This is a genomic window from Paenibacillus amylolyticus (assembly GCF_047302515.1).
Classification (GTDB): Bacteria; Bacillota; Bacilli; order Paenibacillales; family Paenibacillaceae; genus Paenibacillus; species Paenibacillus amylolyticus_G.
In genome coordinates this window covers 3132430-3150235 of sequence record NZ_CP168019.1, presented here as the reverse complement: position 1 = coordinate 3150235, position 17806 = coordinate 3132430, and the positions used below count along the sequence as shown (strand labels likewise).

17 protein-coding genes are annotated in these 17806 nt (G+C 42.9%); all 17 read left to right on the top strand.

The features are described from left to right. Positions 1 to 84: 84 nt before the first annotated feature. The 17 genes from ACDJ59_RS13290 (at position 85) to ACDJ59_RS13210 (ending at position 17678) form a co-directional block, all read left to right on the top strand. Positions 85 to 777, top strand: coding sequence for a metal-dependent hydrolase (locus ACDJ59_RS13290; RefSeq protein ID WP_017688878.1), 693 nt, complete (start codon positions 85 to 87; stop codon positions 775 to 777). 238 nt (positions 778 to 1015) lie between these two features. Next, on the top strand, positions 1016 to 2371 hold the full coding sequence (dctA, locus tag ACDJ59_RS13285; protein WP_036670619.1) for a C4-dicarboxylate transporter DctA: 1356 nt from the start codon (positions 1016 to 1018) through the stop codon (positions 2369 to 2371). Between the two features lie 376 nt (positions 2372 to 2747). After that, positions 2748 to 4469: an alpha,alpha-phosphotrehalase gene (gene treC, locus ACDJ59_RS13280; protein WP_413409371.1), complete on the top strand. Its 1722-nt coding sequence runs from the start codon at positions 2748 to 2750 to the stop codon at positions 4467 to 4469. 28 nt (positions 4470 to 4497) lie between these two features. Next, on the top strand, positions 4498 to 6516 hold the full coding sequence (gene treP, locus ACDJ59_RS13275) for a PTS system trehalose-specific EIIBC component (RefSeq protein ID WP_413409370.1): 2019 nt from the start codon (positions 4498 to 4500) through the stop codon (positions 6514 to 6516). Between the two features lie 184 nt (positions 6517 to 6700). Then, positions 6701 to 6931, top strand: coding sequence for a hypothetical protein (locus tag ACDJ59_RS13270; RefSeq protein WP_133120469.1), 231 nt, complete (start codon positions 6701 to 6703; stop codon positions 6929 to 6931). Between the two features lie 236 nt (positions 6932 to 7167). Next, entirely contained in the window at positions 7168 to 7509 is a 342-nt protein-coding gene (locus ACDJ59_RS13265) for a hypothetical protein (RefSeq protein ID WP_413409368.1), read from the top strand. 73 nt (positions 7510 to 7582) lie between these two features. Then, the gene (locus tag ACDJ59_RS13260; RefSeq protein WP_413409366.1) at positions 7583 to 7750 is read left to right on the top strand and encodes a hypothetical protein; all 168 of its coding nucleotides are present in this window, start codon (positions 7583 to 7585) and stop codon (positions 7748 to 7750) included. A 3-nt stretch (positions 7751 to 7753) separates the two neighbouring features. Continuing rightward, entirely contained in the window at positions 7754 to 8359 is a 606-nt protein-coding gene (locus ACDJ59_RS13255) for a hypothetical protein (RefSeq protein WP_413409955.1), read from the top strand. Beyond that, on the top strand, positions 8245 to 8814 hold the full coding sequence (locus tag ACDJ59_RS13250) for a vWA domain-containing protein (RefSeq protein WP_413409365.1): 570 nt from the start codon (positions 8245 to 8247) through the stop codon (positions 8812 to 8814). Before ACDJ59_RS13255 ends, ACDJ59_RS13250 begins: the two co-directional genes overlap by 115 nt. Before the next feature lie 70 nt (positions 8815 to 8884). Continuing rightward, the gene (locus tag ACDJ59_RS13245; protein WP_413409364.1) at positions 8885 to 9088 is read left to right on the top strand and encodes a DUF262 domain-containing protein; all 204 of its coding nucleotides are present in this window, start codon (positions 8885 to 8887) and stop codon (positions 9086 to 9088) included. Beyond that, positions 9085 to 9276 (top strand): hypothetical protein, encoded by a 192-nt coding sequence (locus ACDJ59_RS13240; RefSeq protein ID WP_100528836.1) that lies wholly within the window; start codon positions 9085 to 9087, stop codon positions 9274 to 9276. The genes ACDJ59_RS13245 and ACDJ59_RS13240 overlap by 4 nt, the downstream gene beginning before the upstream one ends. Before the next feature lie 227 nt (positions 9277 to 9503). Beyond that, on the top strand, positions 9504 to 9650 hold the full coding sequence (locus ACDJ59_RS13235; protein WP_413409363.1) for a hypothetical protein: 147 nt from the start codon (positions 9504 to 9506) through the stop codon (positions 9648 to 9650). A 656-nt stretch (positions 9651 to 10306) separates the two neighbouring features. Continuing rightward, on the top strand, positions 10307 to 10648 hold the full coding sequence (locus ACDJ59_RS13230; RefSeq protein ID WP_413409362.1) for a dockerin type I repeat-containing protein: 342 nt from the start codon (positions 10307 to 10309) through the stop codon (positions 10646 to 10648). Positions 10649 to 10674: 26 nt separating this feature from the next. Further along, complete coding sequence (locus ACDJ59_RS13225) at positions 10675 to 11478, top strand: fibronectin type III domain-containing protein (protein ID WP_413409360.1); 804 nt, start codon at positions 10675 to 10677, stop codon at positions 11476 to 11478. 69 nt (positions 11479 to 11547) lie between these two features. Continuing rightward, complete coding sequence (locus ACDJ59_RS13220; RefSeq protein WP_413409359.1) at positions 11548 to 15726, top strand: hypothetical protein; 4179 nt, start codon at positions 11548 to 11550, stop codon at positions 15724 to 15726. Between the two features lie 102 nt (positions 15727 to 15828). After that, a complete protein-coding gene (locus tag ACDJ59_RS13215; protein ID WP_413409357.1) occupies positions 15829 to 16275 on the top strand; it encodes a hypothetical protein in 447 nt (148 codons plus the stop codon). Positions 16276 to 16325: 50 nt separating this feature from the next. Next, positions 16326 to 17678 carry an RHS repeat domain-containing protein gene (locus tag ACDJ59_RS13210; RefSeq protein WP_413409355.1) on the top strand — a complete coding sequence of 451 codons (1353 nt, stop codon included), beginning with the start codon at positions 16326 to 16328 and terminating at the stop codon, positions 17676 to 17678. Positions 17679 to 17806: the final 128 nt, after the last annotated feature.

The window sequence follows — 17806 nt, the reverse complement described above, 5'->3', positions numbered from 1 at the left end:
TGATTTTGCGTTGGTGAAGAGGTATGATTTATAATATATAGTGGTTTTCAAAATAATCAAAACATATGTCGGGAGGAATCCAAGTTGTTGAATATTACGTTCCACGGTCACTCCAGTGTACAGCTGGGCACAGAAGAAAAGTCTCTGATCATTGATCCCTTCCTGCGTGGCAACGAGCTTGCCGTCACGAAGCCTGAAGATATTAAGACAGATGTTGTGTTGCTGACACATGCACATATGGATCACATCCTCGATGCTGAACCTATAGCCAAAGCAAATAACGCCAAAGTTGTGGCTATTGTGGAATTGGCTACATATATGTCTTGGAAAGGTCTGGATACACTCGGCATGAACATGGGCGGAACGGTAGATCTTGACTTTGCTCAAGCCAAAATGATTCAGGCGTTCCATACTTCCGGGATTGTGCTCGAAGAAGAACAACGGATCATGTATGCAGGTTTGCCTGCTGGATATATCATTAATATTGGTGGTAAAACGATTTTGCATGCCGGAGACACAAGTCTCTTCGGGGATATGAAAATGATCGGTGATCGTCATGATATTGATGTAGCCTTCTTGCCGATTGGTGGACATTTCACCATGGGACCTGAGGATGCGCTGCAAGCGGCCGAATGGTTTAATGCCAAACTGACGATCCCGGTCCATTATGATACGTTCCCGGTAATTCGTCAGGATGCGGAACACTTCGTGCAACAACTTGCTGCAAAAGGGTTGGAAGGCCGTGTGCTGGCCCCGGGAGAATCGATTACCCTGTGATGCACATTTAACCCCTGTTCAATAATTAATGGATTTATGGATAAAGACGAATATCACGTCAAGATAACTGACGCGATATTCGTCTTTTTTCGGTTTCAGGTTCAATTTTCACCAATAGAGTTGGTACAAATGACAAAAACATTGAAATTCCATTGTTGAACTCCCTTTTAGAATGATATAAAAAGTTACACGGAAACCAAACGGAAATCCGAATTGACCGCAAACAGGGGGAGCGTTCATGTCATTTATGAAATCATTATTTTTTCAAATTATTGTAGCGGTAATCATCGGGATTGGCGTAGGCATTCTGTGGCCGGATCTGGGTAGCCTGCTGCAACCGCTCGGAACAGGTTTCATCAAATTGATCAAGATGATCATCGCTCCACTGATTTTCATGGTGATTGTCACAGGGATTGCCAAGATCGGTGATCTGAAGTCGGTAGGTCGCATCGGACTGAAAGCCATCGTGTGGTTCGAGATTGCAACTACAGTGGCGCTGGTACTTGGATTGGGGACAGCCAATCTGCTTCGCCCCGGTGCCGGAATGAACGTGGACCCTTCAACCATAGATGCAAGCGGCATTGAAGCAAAAACCAATGGTTCCGAGTTACCGCATACGGTAGACTTTATCATGAATATTATTCCGACAAGTGTTGTAGATGCCTTTGCACAAAATGCACTTCTGCAAGTACTGCTCGTGGCCTGCCTGTTCGGGGTTGCCCTGGCAGCAACAGAGAGTAAGGCAAAAGAGAATGTACTGACGCTGATTGAGAACTTGCTCGGCATTGTGTTCCGCATCATCGGTTATATCATGAAACTCGCGCCGATTGGTGCATTTGGAGCCATGGCCTACACGGTAGGTGCCTATGGGGCATCCACATTGTCGTCCTTTGGTCTGCTGATTCTGGCATGTTACGGCGCAGCGCTGCTGTTTCTGGTCATGTTGGCATTGGCTGCCTGGTGGATTACCGGGCTGAATTTCCTGCAATTTGTGAAGTATACCCGTTCTGAAGTGATGCTGGCGATTGGAACCGGATCATCAGAAGTGGTGATGCCACGCATGATGGACAAACTAACTAAGGCGGGTTGTGATCGTGCGGTTGTGGGGCTTGTGGTACCGACGGGGTACTCGTTTAATCTGGATGGCGCTTCAATCTATTTATCGTTGGCCACGGTTTTTGTTGCTCAGGCCGTAGGGATTGAACTGACATTGATGCAGCAGATTACGATTTTGCTGGTGTTGATGTTAAGTTCCAAAGGCATGGCAGGAGTACCTGGCTCCGCATTCTTGGCCCTGTCCGCAACGGCAGTGGCTGTCAATGCTTTTCCTGTAGCAGCGGTTGCTCTGCTGCTTGGTGCGGATCGATTCATGGATACAATGCGTGTATTCACAAACCTGATGGGCAACTGTGTCGCAGCATTTGTGGTGGCAAAATGGGAAGGTCTGCTGGATCAAAAGCGAATGCGTGCCGTACTCTCTGGTGAGATCAGTGCTGCTGAATTGGAAAGGGAAGAGCAAGCTGCACTATCTCTATTGAAGTTGAATATGCAGGAAAAACAAGGGAAAGCCGTAGTTTCACCGGAGATGTCGTAAGAGACATGTCTACGCTGTGGTGATGAAGTCAAGTGACAGCTACTTTATAATAACAATCCATTACAGTAGTAAAAAACAGTAGAATATATTTCAAAAGTCCAACCAAGTTCAACCAAATTAGACCGTCTGTTGCCCGCACCAATGGTGGGAAGAACAGACGGTTTTTTGTTGTCCCAATACAGATATCATGGAGTTTACGAACGCAGGTTCCAAAATAAATGTTACAGAGGAAAGATTTATGGGGAATATGTAGAAGAGGCGAAGAATATACATATTATAGTTTCAACTTGTATATACATGTTTACTTATGTAATATAGATATGAAGTTAACCGAGAACATCACATGAGAGCATTACAATTTATTGGAGGCGTTAACATGAGTTCTAATAACACAACTCCGTCATCTTGGTGGAAGACATCAACGGTGTATCAGGTATATCCGAAGAGTTTTAATGATACAACCGGATCGGGTACGGGAGATATTCATGGATTAACCGAGAAGCTTGATTATTTGCAGCATCTGGGTATCGATATTGTGTGGTTGCAGCCGGTATATGTATCCCCGCAGCATGATAATGGATATGACGTAGCGGACTATTACCGGATTAATCCGGATTATGGGACGATGGAGGATTTTGACGAACTGTTGAAAGGTCTGAAGGCTCGTGATATGAAATTGATGATTGATATCGTGGTGAATCACTCCTCGACCGATCATGAGTGGTTCCAGCAATCCCGTTCTTCCAAGGATAATCCGTATCGGGATTATTATATTTGGAAAGATCCTGCCCCGGATGGCGGTGTGCCAAACAACTGGCAATCCAAGTTCGGTGGGCCCGCTTGGCAGTTCGATGAACAGACGGGACAATATTTCCTGACTTTATTTGATAAAACGCAGGCTGATTTGAATTGGGAGAATGAGGAAGTACGCAAAGCTGTACGGGATATGATCAAGTTCTGGGCCGAAAAAGGTGTGGATGGTTTCCGTATGGACGTGATCAACCTGATCTCCAAAGACCAGCGGTTCCCTGATGATGACGGCAGCGTGTCACCGGGTGATGGACGCAAATATTACACGGATGGACCGCGTGTGCATGAGTACATCACCGAGATGTATGATGAAGTATTCGGGCCTCACAACATGGTGACTGTAGGGGAGATGTCCTCCACAACACTGGAACATTGTATCCAATATTCGAACCCGGCTTCCCGGGAGTTTTCGATGACGTTTAACTTCCATCACCTGAAAGTGGATTATCCGAATGGTCAGAAGTGGGAACTGATGCCGTATGATTTCGAAGCGATGAAACAGCTCTTCAGTGAGTGGCAGACAGGCATGCAAGCCGGTGGAGGTTGGAATGCGCTGTTCCTTAATAACCATGATCAGCCGCGGGCATTATCCCGATTCGCCGATGATGGTGATTATCGTGCCGAGAGTGCGAAGATGCTTGCAACAACGATACACGGAATGCAAGGTACACCTTATGTCTACCAGGGTGAAGAGATCGGAATGCCGAATCCAGTCTGGAATGACGTTAGTGAGTTCCGCGATATCGAATCAACGAACATGTACCGATTGCTTCAGGAAGAACGAGGTAAATCCGCTGAAGAAGCATTCCAAATCGTGAAGGAGCGTTCCCGGGACAACTCCCGAACACCGATGCAGTGGAATGGAAGTAAGAACGCCGGATTTACTACCGGAACACCTTGGCTGAAGGTAGATGAAAGGTATCCGTCCATTCACGTGGAACAGCAACTGGCTGATCCGGATTCAATCTACTATCATTACCGCAAATTGATTGCCCTGCGTAAACAGGTTAACGTGCTGACCGACGGTCTGTATGAACGATTGGACGATGCACACCCGGATGTATTCGCGTACGCACGAACCAATGGAAGTGAAACTCTGATTGTTGTATCCAACTTCAGTAAACGAGACGTTACGTTCTCGCTTCCAGAAGCTGTCTGGAATGATCACATTGCAAGCAAATCAGCAGAGTTACTCATAGGAAATACAGAGGCAGCCCCTGCGCTGACGCAGGAAATCTCTCTCAGCCCGTATGCATCCTATATGTGGCTTGTGCCACAACAGGACTAATCACATTTTATAAATAGGAAGTGACACTATGGCAATTGATAAAAAACAGGTTGAGGAGATCGTCCGGGCAGTCGGTGGCAAAGAGAATATTGAAGCTGCAACACACTGTGTTACACGACTCCGGTTTGCCTTGTATGATGAGAGTAAAGTGGATACCGAGAGTCTGGATCAGAATGATCTGGTTAAAGGACAGTTCTCTTCCCAAGGACAATTCCAGGTCGTTATTGGGCCTGGACTGGTGGATAAGGTCTATGATGAGATGATCCAGATTACCGGGGGAGATCGTTCTTCCAAGGATGATGTGAAGGCGGTTGCTGGTAAAAAGCAAAATCCAATTCAGCGAGCAATCAAAACACTCTCGGATATTTTCATTCCGATATTGCCTGCAATCATTACGGCAGGTCTATTGCTCGGGATTAACAATATTCTGACGGGTCCAGGCATTTTCTTTGATGGAAAATCACTGGTGGATGTTTATCCAGCCTGGAAGGATCTTGCGTCCATTATTAATACGATCGCAAGTACAGCCTTCACGTTCCTGCCGGCTCTAATTGGTTGGGCAGCTGTAAAAAGATTCGGCGGCAGTCCGCTGCTCGGGATCGTGCTGGGTCTCATTCTGGTACATCCCGATCTGCTGAGTGCATATGGTTACGCTGATGCCGTGAATAATGGCACGGTGCCAACATGGAATCTGTTCGGTTGGGAGATTGAGAAGATTGGTTATCAAGGGCAGGTTCTGCCAGTACTGGTATCGGCCTATCTGCTTGCGAAGATGGAAATTTTCCTGAACAAAAGAGTGCATGATTCAATTAAACTGCTGGTCGTTGCACCAGTTACGTTGCTGATTACCGGATTCCTGGCATTTACGATTATTGGACCGGTTACATTTGCTATTGCAAATGCAATTACATCTGGTTTGATCTATGTATACGATTCATACGCGGCGCTGGGTGGTCTGATCTACGGTGGTCTCTACGCTTTGCTCGTTATCACTGGTATGCATCACACGTTCCTTGCGGTAGATGTTCAACTCATTGGTAGTCAGGGCGGTACGTTCCTGTGGCCGATGCTGGCATTGTCCAATATCGCACAGGGTTCGGCGGCACTTGCGATGATGCTTGTCCTGCGTGAGAAGAAAATGAGAGGACTTGCGGCAACGTCCTCGGTATCGGCCTTCCTCGGGGTAACTGAGCCGGCGATCTTCGGAGTGAATATCCGTTACCGTTATCCGTTTATCTTTGGTATGATCGGTTCCGCGATTGGTGGTGTGTTGCTGACGATGAATAATGTTCAGGCAACCTCCATCGGTGTAGGTGGCGTACCGGGATTCCTGTCGATTTTCCCTAACAAATGGGGTGTCTTCTTCATCGGCATGGCGATTGTCTTGGTTGTACCGTTTGTACTGACGGTCCTTTTTGGTAGAGCCAAACTGAGAAAAGAAGATCGTAGTGCAAGCAATGAAACCATTAATGAGCCTAAAGCGGCTACATCGCAGTCTGCTTCAGTTGTTACCTCTTCAACTGCAAAAACAGATCCAAACCAGCGCACACGTAGTGCAGCTCAAGTAGGGGACGAAGCAGTGAATACACTGGAAATCATGGCGCCATTAACCGGCCAGGCCGTGTCACTGGAGCAAGTACCTGATCCGGCTTTTGCCGAGAAACAGATGGGTGAAGGTGTAGCGATTGAACCTTCTGGCAACGTTGTTGTTGCTCCGTTTGATGCTCAGGTGGCTCATGTGATCAAAAGTAAACATGCGGTGATTCTTGAACACGCGAGTGGATTACAAGTTCTGATTCATGTCGGGATTAATACAGTATCCCTCAAAGGTGAAGGCTTCAACATGCATGTGGAAGCTGGCGAGCATGTAAAGGCTGGACAAAAGCTGTTGGAGTTTGATCGTAAGGTCATTGAAGATGCGGGATACCCGCTGATTACACCGATTATCATTCCAGATGGTCAAGATATGGTTGAACGGGTGGAAGTCACGACAGGTGATGTTACATCTAATCAAAATGGTGTGTTGAAGGTTCATCTGAAAGGTTAATTGAATACAACAACAAGAAGGGGCTGCGTGATGCGCAGTTCCTTTTTTTTTAGCGTGCCCAGAGGCACGCATTATCTAGTTGGTGAAAGCCAATCAAAGGAGGGGCCAAGCTACCTTTGTAGCCAGGACGCTTGCACATGGCGAGATCTGTGTGTAAAAGCGCATGTTGGCAGTAAATAGAGCGATGGGTAAACTACGTAAAGCGAGTGATGCCTTTGGACAGTTTGTTGTCATGTACTTGCAAAGCGGAACGTTTCGGAGACTAGGAACGGAGCGCACGCGCGTACCACATATTAAGATTGTGGATGAATACTCCAGATACATTCATCCAGATGTGGAGTTGTTCTTATCCATTGCAGCAGAATATCGGACAGCCGGAATAATTGCTACAGTCCCCAGGCCAACTGGAGGTTGAAGCGGGGAAAATCAATGCTAAAGCCATGAAGCAGTCCATCTTAACAAGCTGCCGAAACAAAATTGCTTTTGGCGGCCTTGCTTATCTAGATGCGCTCGGATTTAGCAGGGAGTTTGGTGAAAAGCAGATTATCAGCAGACCAAGCACATTTAAACAGCAGATTTTATTAACAAATATCTGCTGCCTGAAAATCTAGAGATACGGAAAAAGAGGAAGATCGAATTTTTTACACACAGATGATGGATGGCTTACCCAAATTTCATTACGTAGCAAAGCTACTGGATGATGGAACACCGTTGCCGCAGAAGATTGGTAAGGGCTCATTTGTTCCCCGCGATTGGAAAGAGCGCCGAGAATGGGAGGTAAGAAAAAAGTTGTGGGCGTTTAAATTTGATTTTAAACACAAGCCTAAAATTTTAGATCAGCCGATGTTAAATCCAGAGCAGCCTGGGTCGGAAGACAAGCTTTCTTCCAAACTGAAGTTTGTTCCTACGGGCTTGGTTGACCAAACTCCCGCGTTCCCTCCTATATCCACATGTGGAAGAAACGAAGCCAGAAGGCAGTTCCTCTCAGGATGAATCAACGCATGGACATGAAGATGATGATCCGTTCGAGTAGCACCCTCACTGAATGTCAGTGAGGTTATTTATATTGCCAAAATTACACATGATTGAAGAGTTGAAAAGAGTATTGATTGAAGGTTATAACGAGGCCAAGCTGGAGCGTAACAGTTATGACGAAGGATGGGCGCAAATTTATAGCGCCAAACAAAACGATTTGATTTTGCAAGCTGACATGGTTGGAGTGGAAGTGAAATAGAACATGACTGATCAAGGATATCTGGATTTTCGTGAGTTTACTCGCTTGGATGATCTGGCAGCAGCCATTGGCACAACGAAATACAATGAAAACGTTCTTGGATGGGTGAAAGAGCAAGCTACAGAAGCTTTATCCGCAGCACTTAATCAGAACGGTTCTCAATTATCACAAATACTTGCTCAGGCTTCAGATGAAGCGATAGAGACTAAAGAAAATGTGAACTTCATGTTAGGTGGAATACAGGCTGGAAGTAGTGACAGTGAGCTGAAGAAGGTTCCTTTAAAAGAGCAATTATTTCTTGCTGAAAAATTGAGTCATAATAAGAATTTGAAGGAAATCGCAAAATGGACAGGACGAATGAAGGTCATTGCCAGTCGCAAACAGCGATATAAACACAAGGACGCGATTGATAGGAATGGAATTCGGCAAGGAAGTGACATTGAGCAACTGCTGCCGATGGAGCTAGGCAGTTACGCCAGCCCCCCATTAGCAAAATGGATTTTTTACGCCGATATGCGGAAGGACAGGCACTTCAGTATGACACCAAGGGAAAAGAACATCTCGGTAAAGGGCCCATTATCCTGTGTCTCGATCAATCTGGTAGTATGAAGGGTCAGGATACGATCTCCAAGGGATTTGCTTTGGCTCTCATGAGCATTGCCCGGAAACAGAGAAGGGATTTTGCATGGATACCGTTTTCCTCACATGCTTCTGATGCCATCATCTATGAACGAGGGAAAATTGAAGTTCCAGATATGATTCAGCTTGCAACTGTTTTTCTTGATGGAGGTACGAATTTTGTACAACCCTTAAACAAAGCAAGCGAAGTCATTAAACAAAGTCGATTTAATCAAGCGGATATTATTTTTGTCACTGATGGGGAAGCACATGTAAATAATGATTTTTTAAAAGCATGGAGTAGCTTGAAGGAACAAAAAGGATTTTCTGTCTTATCCTTATTATTGGGCAAAGAGTCCATTCATGGAGTAGGCGGATTTTCTGACCGAGTTGTTCGAGCTTCGTCATTTGAGGATCAATCTATACAGCAAGCTTTTGATATTTGACCAAATATCAGGACATGCACGCTGCGTCCTGTTATTAAGTGTTCAGAGAACAACAAAAAGCCTTTTAAATATGCGTGACCTTATTCGATTTGATTTGCCATTCCAACGGAACAGCGTATGGAAGAATGATCGACGTTCGTACCTGGTTGATTCTGTTATTAGGGATCGTTACATCCCAAATGTTCTAGTTTGGAATAACGGAGACGGGTATATCTGGGTTATTGATGGCAGACAGCGTTGGGAGTCTGTTTTCTTCGTTACCATTACAAGTTGAGCAATGGAACAGTGGATTTTAGTGGTGAGTCGATTGCCTGTAGACGACATGACACTTATGATGTGCAATTTGAATTCCTTACGTACAACTTCACGGTGACCGAGCTTAGTGAATGTACACTTGAAGAAGTGGAAGAGATGTTCTATAGTGTCAATCAGTCTGTCATTAACATCTACAGAGAAAACTAGATTGAAATTAAGTCCTGCAATAAGGGAAACCGTTTCAGGAACTTGCGCAGCATTTGTTCTTTGAGAGGATGGCTTTACTAAAGCTGATCGTAATCGGTATTTGGATGAACAATTCATCTGGCAGTTCATTGCTTCAGCCTCTAACCAGGACATGGATTTCAGTGGGTCAAGCTTAAACAAGTTTATTTAAGTTTGGAAGAAGTTCCAGCCCCGGCAACGGATTTGATATGGATGCAGCTTTTCGTAATTGGGATCCAGCCAAACGTTATGTGTTGAAAAAGGTTCATGTTGGTAGTCTATTTCAAGTAGTGGACTATGCGATTCAGCATGACGGTCTGAGGATCATTTTGGAGCATGGACTGAATCATTATTAATTGACCGTTATTCTGTAGATACGCTGTACGGACAGCTTGCCAGAAAGGTGCGACTAGTAAGGCGTTAATCGAAAAAGGCTTAGTTTAATGACGGAGGATATGAAGCAATCCCCCTTACAGATGGAATTATCTGGAACAAATTTTGGATAATATATAGGTATTTATGTATATATTTTTATCTTCAGTAAGAATTTCAGTGGTTTTAATATTGTTAGAGGTAACCTTACTGGCTTAGCTAGTAAGGTTTTTTTCGTTAAAAAAGGGGTTGAATTTTATAAAAGAAAAGGTATGTGGGTCTGCGTTATTACACAGTGTTTATTAATCTATGTTTGAGATCAAAGTGAAAATCATCAGTTCTTATATAAAATTGTATAGTTCCATTTAATATGTGTATATATATTACATCATTTACATACTACAAGAAAAGGATTATTACATAATATTTATTATTTCCTATATGTAAAATAGGTTTTTTTTCGACAATATAAGACAAAATAAAACAAAAAATGCCTATTTCTAATCTATATAAAATAATTGATAATAAGATAGCTATATATTAATCAATAAAGGCAAAGTAGAGAGGAGTAGGAAAGAGAAGGCTAAAATTAAAATATGTAAAAATATTTAATTTATCATTACAGAGGGGAAAATGTGATATGGATGAGGGAAGAGAATTATTAATTTTAAAGTCTAGCAGGAGGGTTTTCCTAACATGTATTATTTTTTTGTTTTCATTTTCTTTGCTTTTAGATGAAGTTCATTCAGCAGAATTGGCTGTTCTAAAAGGTGATGTTGATGGAAACGGAGCGGTAACTGCTAATGACGCTTTAATGGTTACTAAGTACTTAAAAGGAAAAATAACTCTTACACCGGAGCAGATTATTCTAGCTGATATGAACAACGACGGAATTATTGATAATGCTGATGTCGTAAGTATTCTGAGCATTCACGTTGGAACCCAAACTGAAAAAAAACGCCAGAAGTGCCAAAGAATTTAAAATTGGAGATACTCAGTCATACTTCGGTGATCGTATCATGGGATAATATAAAAGAAGTTAATGGAGATGTTGTTGGAGTTAATATTTATCAGGATAATGTTCTAATTGGAGCTACTAATGGAACGAATTATATAATCAATTTTCTTGATCCTCAGAAGAACTATACATTCACAGTACGTTCAAAATATAGTGAAGGGAGCGAGTCTGATCCGAGTAATCAAGTGACCAAATATAAGAGGGAATTAAAAGGTGATGTTGATGGAAACGGAGCGGTAACTGCTAATGACGCTTTAATGGTTACTAAGTACTTAAAAGGAAAAATAACTTTTACACCGGAGCAGATTATTCTAGCTGATATGAACAACGACGGAATTATTGATGAATCTGATGTCAAAAATATTTTAAGTTTTTCTGTTAGTAACTCATCTGGAAATAGTTCTCTAGAAGTACCTAAAGATTTGAAGTTAGAAATACTTAATCAAACTTCGATAAAATTATCATGGAAGGCACTAGATGAGCTGAATGGGGGAACAAAAGGTTTCAACATTTATCAGGACAACGTTTTAGTTTCAACTACAAATGAGACCAGCCAGGTGGTCAATTTTCTTGATCCACAGAAGACATACACATTCCTAGTGCGTTCAAAAAATAGTGAAGGAGACGAGTCTGAGCCAAGTAATTTGATAAAGAAAACACCATTCAAACAATACACATATAATTATGATTCCTCTGGTCGCTTGAATAGCATCCTAACGCCCTCTGGGAAAAAGATAGCATACACGTATGATGCCAACGGTAATTTGATCAAAAAAACGATTACAAATTTTTAGGAACCACAGCATATTAAAAATAGTATAGTAGCAGTTTGAAACTCACACTATCTGATCGGGGAGAACAAGTTGAAGCAATCTATTACAAAAAAATATATATCCATTCTGCTTATCGTGTCCGTATTTTCAGGACTTTTTGGAAACTGGATACCAGCGATTACATATGCTGAAAAGCAAAATGAACAAGAAGTTTCTACAGGCCAAAATCCTTCTCCACTGGAGTCCCTTTCTCTTATTGCAGAGCAGTTTGACAGGACAGAAGGTTTTATCCAGGGCTATCTGGATCAAGGTTATACGTTGAATGAAGTGATTTCAGCTCTTTATAAAGCTAGAGACGAACAGATTGGATTCGACGAAGCCTTGCAAGCCGTACGTCCACAGGAAGTTAATGAATCGGCTTCGGTCACGAGTGATGTTTATACGGATTCAGCTCTAGCTGAAGAAACGCCACTCACGGGTGTGGAAGCCGACCAATCCAGTATTATGCAGCGGTATGAAACGTTCGCGGTGGAAGAGGAACTGACTGCCCCGCCAGATACAGACCTTGAGAAAGATAACGAACCGAAAGAAGAGGAAGACAAACAAGCTGAGGGTGAGGAAAAAGAACAGGTTGATCCAGATGACCAATCGGAAGGTGAAAAAGAGTCTGAAGGAACTGAAGAAACAGCACCATCGACAGAAACTACAACTGATGATGAAAACGCACCTCAAACGAATCAGGATGTAGGTCAAGAACCGACAGCACCTTCTTCAAGCGAAAACACTTCTACCCTTGAAGGAAAGCCGGCTGCTGAATCCAAGGAAACACCATCATCACAAGAGAGTGCTGAAATTCCATCTTCTACGTCGATGGAATCGAAATCAGAACCGAAGAATATCTCGGAAAAAGTATCAAAATCTGTGCCTGAAAAGGGACAGGTTAAGGAGAACAATGATGCTTCAATTACGAATAAAAAGCAATCCGAGTCATCATCACCATCGAAGCAAAAATCAAAATCAGATGTAAAACCACTTGCAGGACAAACGAGTGTCCCAGATCCAGGGAAACATATCGCTGAAAAAGCACCAGTCTATAGTAAAAAGTCGTTTAACGAGGCTCCTTATACCGTGGGTGAAAACGGAGAAAGCATTTCGACCATGAGTGGTGGCCTTATGTTGGAGCATGTCGATGCGTCTTTGCCTGGACGTGCAGGGATGTCCTTTTCATTGGAAAGGCAATATAACTCGAATTCAGCCCAGTTTTATGATCCGGCCGTGGGAACGAATACATATGAGTATCCGGTCTACAATTATTTTCTCACTTATCAGGCAGTGAAGAAAAAAATTATTACCAAATATCACGTTAAATACAAACTCAACAAGTGGGTTCAAGAAGACTATAATGGCGATGGTCTCAAAGATAATGACACGATTGTAGTGGAAACGCCGACTATCCTGCAAGGCACATATACGACCGAAGCCGATGCTCGGAAAGCGGCGAGTACACAAATCGCATTTTGGAATCCATCGGAAAGCCGTACCGAGCAACAAACCCGTAGCGGAGGTCTGAGTAGTCTACCTTCGAGTATAAGTTACAATCAAGGTGGATTTAGCGGAACTCTAAACAGATCAGGCAGTGCTCAGGTCATTTCTGGACAATATCAGCCTGCACGTACAATTACTGCTCCAACACAGACGTGCACTAACTCCATTCCAGGAAAATATGACTCTAAAGGTGTCTGGGCTCAGACAGGTTCAGGTAGCCCATGTCCAGATACGAAAACAGCGACAGTTGAGGGCAAAACGATTACGCTTACCCGTTCCTCGGTGACGGCTACGAAAGCTTGTCCATCACCAAATAAATCGGTAGCGAACTATGTGTGTACTAAAACATGGGAAGCGCGTTATAACGGGTCCGTATCCATTCCAGAATCAGATACCCGAGTTTATTCCCAATCCTATATTGGAAGTGTCGTTAAGCCTGGACAATATTCTCAACAACGTTATGATTCTTGGATTGCAGGTAAGGCTCCATACCAGTATCGTTATGCTTATTCCGTCCGAGAGCAGCCTTGGGTAGAGCAGGAAGTAACAGAAGGTCCGGCTGAAACCATCACTTTATACACGGATGGTACACCCGATTGGTCAGCAGTTAACGATTTGAAAAACAACGTAAATAGTAATGCTGGAAAAGGGATATCTACTTCAATGGATAGTAGTTACAACTATTATCTGGCTTCTAGTCCCTCTGCTGAGATACGAGCTTATCAAGTAGGTAGTAACTTCGATGTCACATACTACAACAAAACGGTTCCTGCCACTGCAGACAAACGAGCACCACTTGGTAAGGGATGGTCTTGGAAACTGCCTTTCACGGAAACGGAGAATGGTACGTCGTATATGAACATGGCCGATGGTGGCCGCTATGAAATTGCAGGAAATACGCTTAAAGGGTATGACTGGGAAGGTATTACAGTAAATCCAGATACCTCAGTAACGGTAAATGGAGAATCCTCTACACTCGTTTTGACATCTTCAGATGGATTAACCAAGCAATATTTTTCTGTGGATGGACGTCTACTCCAGATATCCGATGGGCAGAAAAATGATGTTCAATTTTTCTATGAGAATAACTCGGTATATAACAGCAAACTGTTAACCCAAGTGAAGGATGCTATAGGTAATACGATAAGCATTAGTTATACATCTTCAGCCGTAACAATTGTGCAGGGGAATCGTACAGTCACCTATAACAAACAGACGAAAAATGGTATAGAGTTGCTTGATTCTGTCATTGATCCGCTAGGAAGAAAAACGACGTATTCTTACAAACTGGCTGATGCCAAGTTTAACCTGCCTGGATTTAGCCCTGAACGTGCGGCGCTTAATCCATATGCATTGCTGACATCTGTACAACATAACACGGGTGCCAAAACGTTCTATGAATATGAGAATGGAACAGTTAAGCGTTACATTGGTGAAGATTCGTTCAATGATGCCTATCGTGTGCTTTCTCGTAAAGATCAGATTACGTATGAAAATGGATCAACAGAGGATTTCAACCGCCAGACGTACAGCTACACTTCAGATATAGGAGCATCATTTTCACAGGACACAACTTTTGCTGTCTTGGTGAGTAATGGATTAACTAACACACAATATAACTACCGAAAAGATTTTATTAACAATGATACTCAAGCCCAGTTCTATCTGGATGGGACTATGGTTAGTGCAGAGGGTAAAACCCAAACAACAACGAATACCTATGGTAAAACCGTCAAAGGGCGTAGTTATGCTGCACCAACACCAACGGTAACCACAGTAACGGATAACCAAGCCAAGGATGTCTTAACCACCACCGTACAGTTGGATGACTACGGCAATATCACCTCGGTAACGGATGCAACGGGACGCACCACCACCAGTACGTATGATGATACAAGACACTGGGTAACGAGTGTAACAGACATGGTGGATGCGACGAACAAAAAATATACAGTTCTTACCCGAGATAACGTCGGTAATATTAAGCAAATCGTTAATCGTAAAGACAGCGCCAGTGGCGAGCTGTTGACACAGGCTGATTACACCTACGATGCTTACGGTAACCTGTTAACTCAGCATATCTCGGATGGCAAACATGAACGAAATGCGACACTCGAATATGATGGTCGTTATCAAAACGCATTTCCAACTCGTCTAAGCACTAACGTAACCGATGTGGATGGTCGAACAACACAAATAAACTCATTATCGGAATATGACTTGTCTACGGGTGCATTAATTGCATCTACGGATGAAGAGCAACGTACAACAAAATATCGCTTGGATGCCATTGGTCGAACCATTGAAGTGACACAACCGGACGGAACAATGCTCCGCGCGGATTATGATGATATCAACAATACGATCAAAGTGACGGATGAGCTGGGTCAGCAGCGATTGAACAAATGGAATTCACTCGGTCAGGCTATTGAGAAAGGTTATTTTTCAGGTAACAGTTATATCGTGTCACAGCGCAATGGGTACGATCCCTATGGTCGGGTATCCTGGACAGACGATGCGTTGGGAAACCGTACTCGTAATACGTATGATAGCTGGAGCCGTACGGTCATGACCACTGGAGCAGATGGTACTTCGACATCTATGAAATATGATGATGTAGTTCACACTGCTACTAGTACTGATGCTGAAGGCTACGTGCAAATTACAACCTACGACAAGTGGGGCAAAGGCATCAAAACAGAAGAGAAAACACAGTTGGATTAGATACTACAAATCCTGGGAAAAAATAAATATGATAACATCAGTGGCAAAGTTTTGGAGCAAACCGATGGTAATGGAAACGTTAAAACGTTTAACTATGACGTCATGGGCCAGCTTCGTCAAGTTACCAGTGCAAATGGAGAACAGACACAATACAACTACAATCTGGTTGGGAATCTGATCAAGACGATTGACCCGACAGGCAACATCAAAGAAAACACATATGATCAGCTTAATCGCCGCATTCAGACGAAGGACAAGTCAGGCAATAGTACAAAAAGCTACTATGGACCTAGCGGCAACTTGACGAAATATGTGGATCGCAATGGAAATACGTTCACATATGAGTATGACTTGCGAGGTAATCTGATCCGTAAAATTAGTTCAGATGAAACGACTTTCTTCGTTGTTGATTCCGTTGGTAAACGAATCAGCATGACGGATAGTACGGGCACTACGGGTTATCAATATGACCCAGCAACAGAGCAATTGACACGATTAACCTATCCAGACGGACTCACTGCAGAGTTCAACTTAACCGGACAGAGATGAAAGGGCCATTTGGCAACACGGTTTATTACACGAATGATGTGATGAACCGAATGACCTCGGTTGGTACAGCTAAGGATGCACCTGATGCTCAGTACAAATATTATGGGAATGGATTGTTTAAATCGTCCGAGTCTCTAAATGATGTGAGTACCCTTAGGACGTATAACGGTCTGGATCTGGTGAGTCTAGAGCAAGTACGTGGTCAGGATACACTCGCTTTGTATAACTACAGTTATGATAGCAACAAAAATATTACAAAGCGTGTTCAGCAAGGCGTGCAGGATGACTTTACGTATGACCAGCTAGACCGGATTGCAACAGCTAGTGGTAATAACGAGCAGTACACGTATGACAAACAAGGTAACCGCCTGACGATGCAGTCTGATAAGGAAGTTAATTCTGTTGAAAGTGAGTATCAGTACGATACCAGCAATCGTTTGACTCAAGTTATCACAGACGTAGCCAAAGTAAACTATCAGTACAATGGTGACAATCTGCTCGTTGAACGTACTGAAAATGGAGTAGCCACTCGTTATTATTACGATGATCGAGCTCAAATTATTGCTGAGGCGGAAGTGCTTAATGGCACACCTGAATTAAAAGCAAACTATATTCGCGGTGCTAAGCTGGAAGCTATTGTTTATGCCAATGGTAGCAAAGCATATGTCCAAAGCAACGGACACGGAGATATTACTGAATTGCGAGATGTTGATGGTGCGTTACTGAACAAGTATCAGTATGACGTTTGGGGAAATCTCGAGCTAAAAGAGGAGAAGGTTCACAATCCGTTCTTGTACTCTGGCGAGCTGTGGGATGATACGACACGTTTGCAATATTTACGGACAAGATGGTACGATCCCAATACAGGCAGATTTATTAATGAGGATACATTTGAGGGTGAATTGGATGATCCATTGAGCTTGAATTTGTATGCATATGTGCATAATAATCCCTTAAGGTATGTTGATCCAAGTGGTAGAGCGAAATTTGGATCCACTGCATATGGACAATATGCACATAAAGCATTAGGTAACATTTTTAAGTTAATTAATCTATTTACTAAAAATGATGTTGCATTTACAGAAAAAACGGTAAAGTTAGCTAATGGCAATAGTGGCAGAGTTGATTTTGCTTTGAAAGTTGGAGAAAGTCAATATGAAATATATGAACTTAAACCAATAAGTTGGAATAACAATCCTCAATTAAATAAATCAGGCAGAGATCAACTGAAATCATATATACACGGCATAATTTTAAATGGATTCAGAGGGGATAGTACAGCAACAGCCAGAGCAGGAACGACTTGGAACCCTAATAATGTAGTAATACCTAGCCCATTCAATTCGAGAAAGGAAATTGTTTTCTACACCTATTATGCAACACAACCAGGTATGATATATTAAGGTGAGAGGAATAGATCTATAGATCCTAAGAATATTATAATACCGGAATTTGAATATGCTCCAGTTGATCTATTGGAAATACTTAAACAGATTTTTTCTATAGAGCATTCTCCTAATAACTCATTGAA

Coding starts and splice junctions, on each gene's coding strand:
- ACDJ59_RS13230 (WP_413409362.1), top strand. CDS start 10,307: ATGGATGAGGGAAGAGAATTATTAATTTTAAAGTCTAGCAGGAGGGTT.
- ACDJ59_RS13245 (WP_413409364.1), top strand. CDS start 8,885: ATGCGTGACCTTATTCGATTTGATTTGCCATTCCAACGGAACAGCGTA.
- ACDJ59_RS13265 (WP_413409368.1), top strand. CDS start 7,168: ATGATGGATGGCTTACCCAAATTTCATTACGTAGCAAAGCTACTGGAT.
- ACDJ59_RS13210 (WP_413409355.1), top strand. CDS start 16,326: ATGACCTCGGTTGGTACAGCTAAGGATGCACCTGATGCTCAGTACAAA.
- ACDJ59_RS13215 (WP_413409357.1), top strand. CDS start 15,829: ATGGGCCAGCTTCGTCAAGTTACCAGTGCAAATGGAGAACAGACACAA.
- ACDJ59_RS13235 (WP_413409363.1), top strand. CDS start 9,504: ATGGATGCAGCTTTTCGTAATTGGGATCCAGCCAAACGTTATGTGTTG.
- treP (WP_413409370.1), top strand. CDS start 4,498: ATGGCAATTGATAAAAAACAGGTTGAGGAGATCGTCCGGGCAGTCGGT.
- ACDJ59_RS13270 (WP_133120469.1), top strand. CDS start 6,701: ATGGGTAAACTACGTAAAGCGAGTGATGCCTTTGGACAGTTTGTTGTC.
- dctA (WP_036670619.1), top strand. CDS start 1,016: ATGTCATTTATGAAATCATTATTTTTTCAAATTATTGTAGCGGTAATC.
- treC (WP_413409371.1), top strand. CDS start 2,748: ATGAGTTCTAATAACACAACTCCGTCATCTTGGTGGAAGACATCAACG.
- ACDJ59_RS13250 (WP_413409365.1), top strand. CDS start 8,245: ATGGATTTTTTACGCCGATATGCGGAAGGACAGGCACTTCAGTATGAC.
- ACDJ59_RS13255 (WP_413409955.1), top strand. CDS start 7,754: ATGACTGATCAAGGATATCTGGATTTTCGTGAGTTTACTCGCTTGGAT.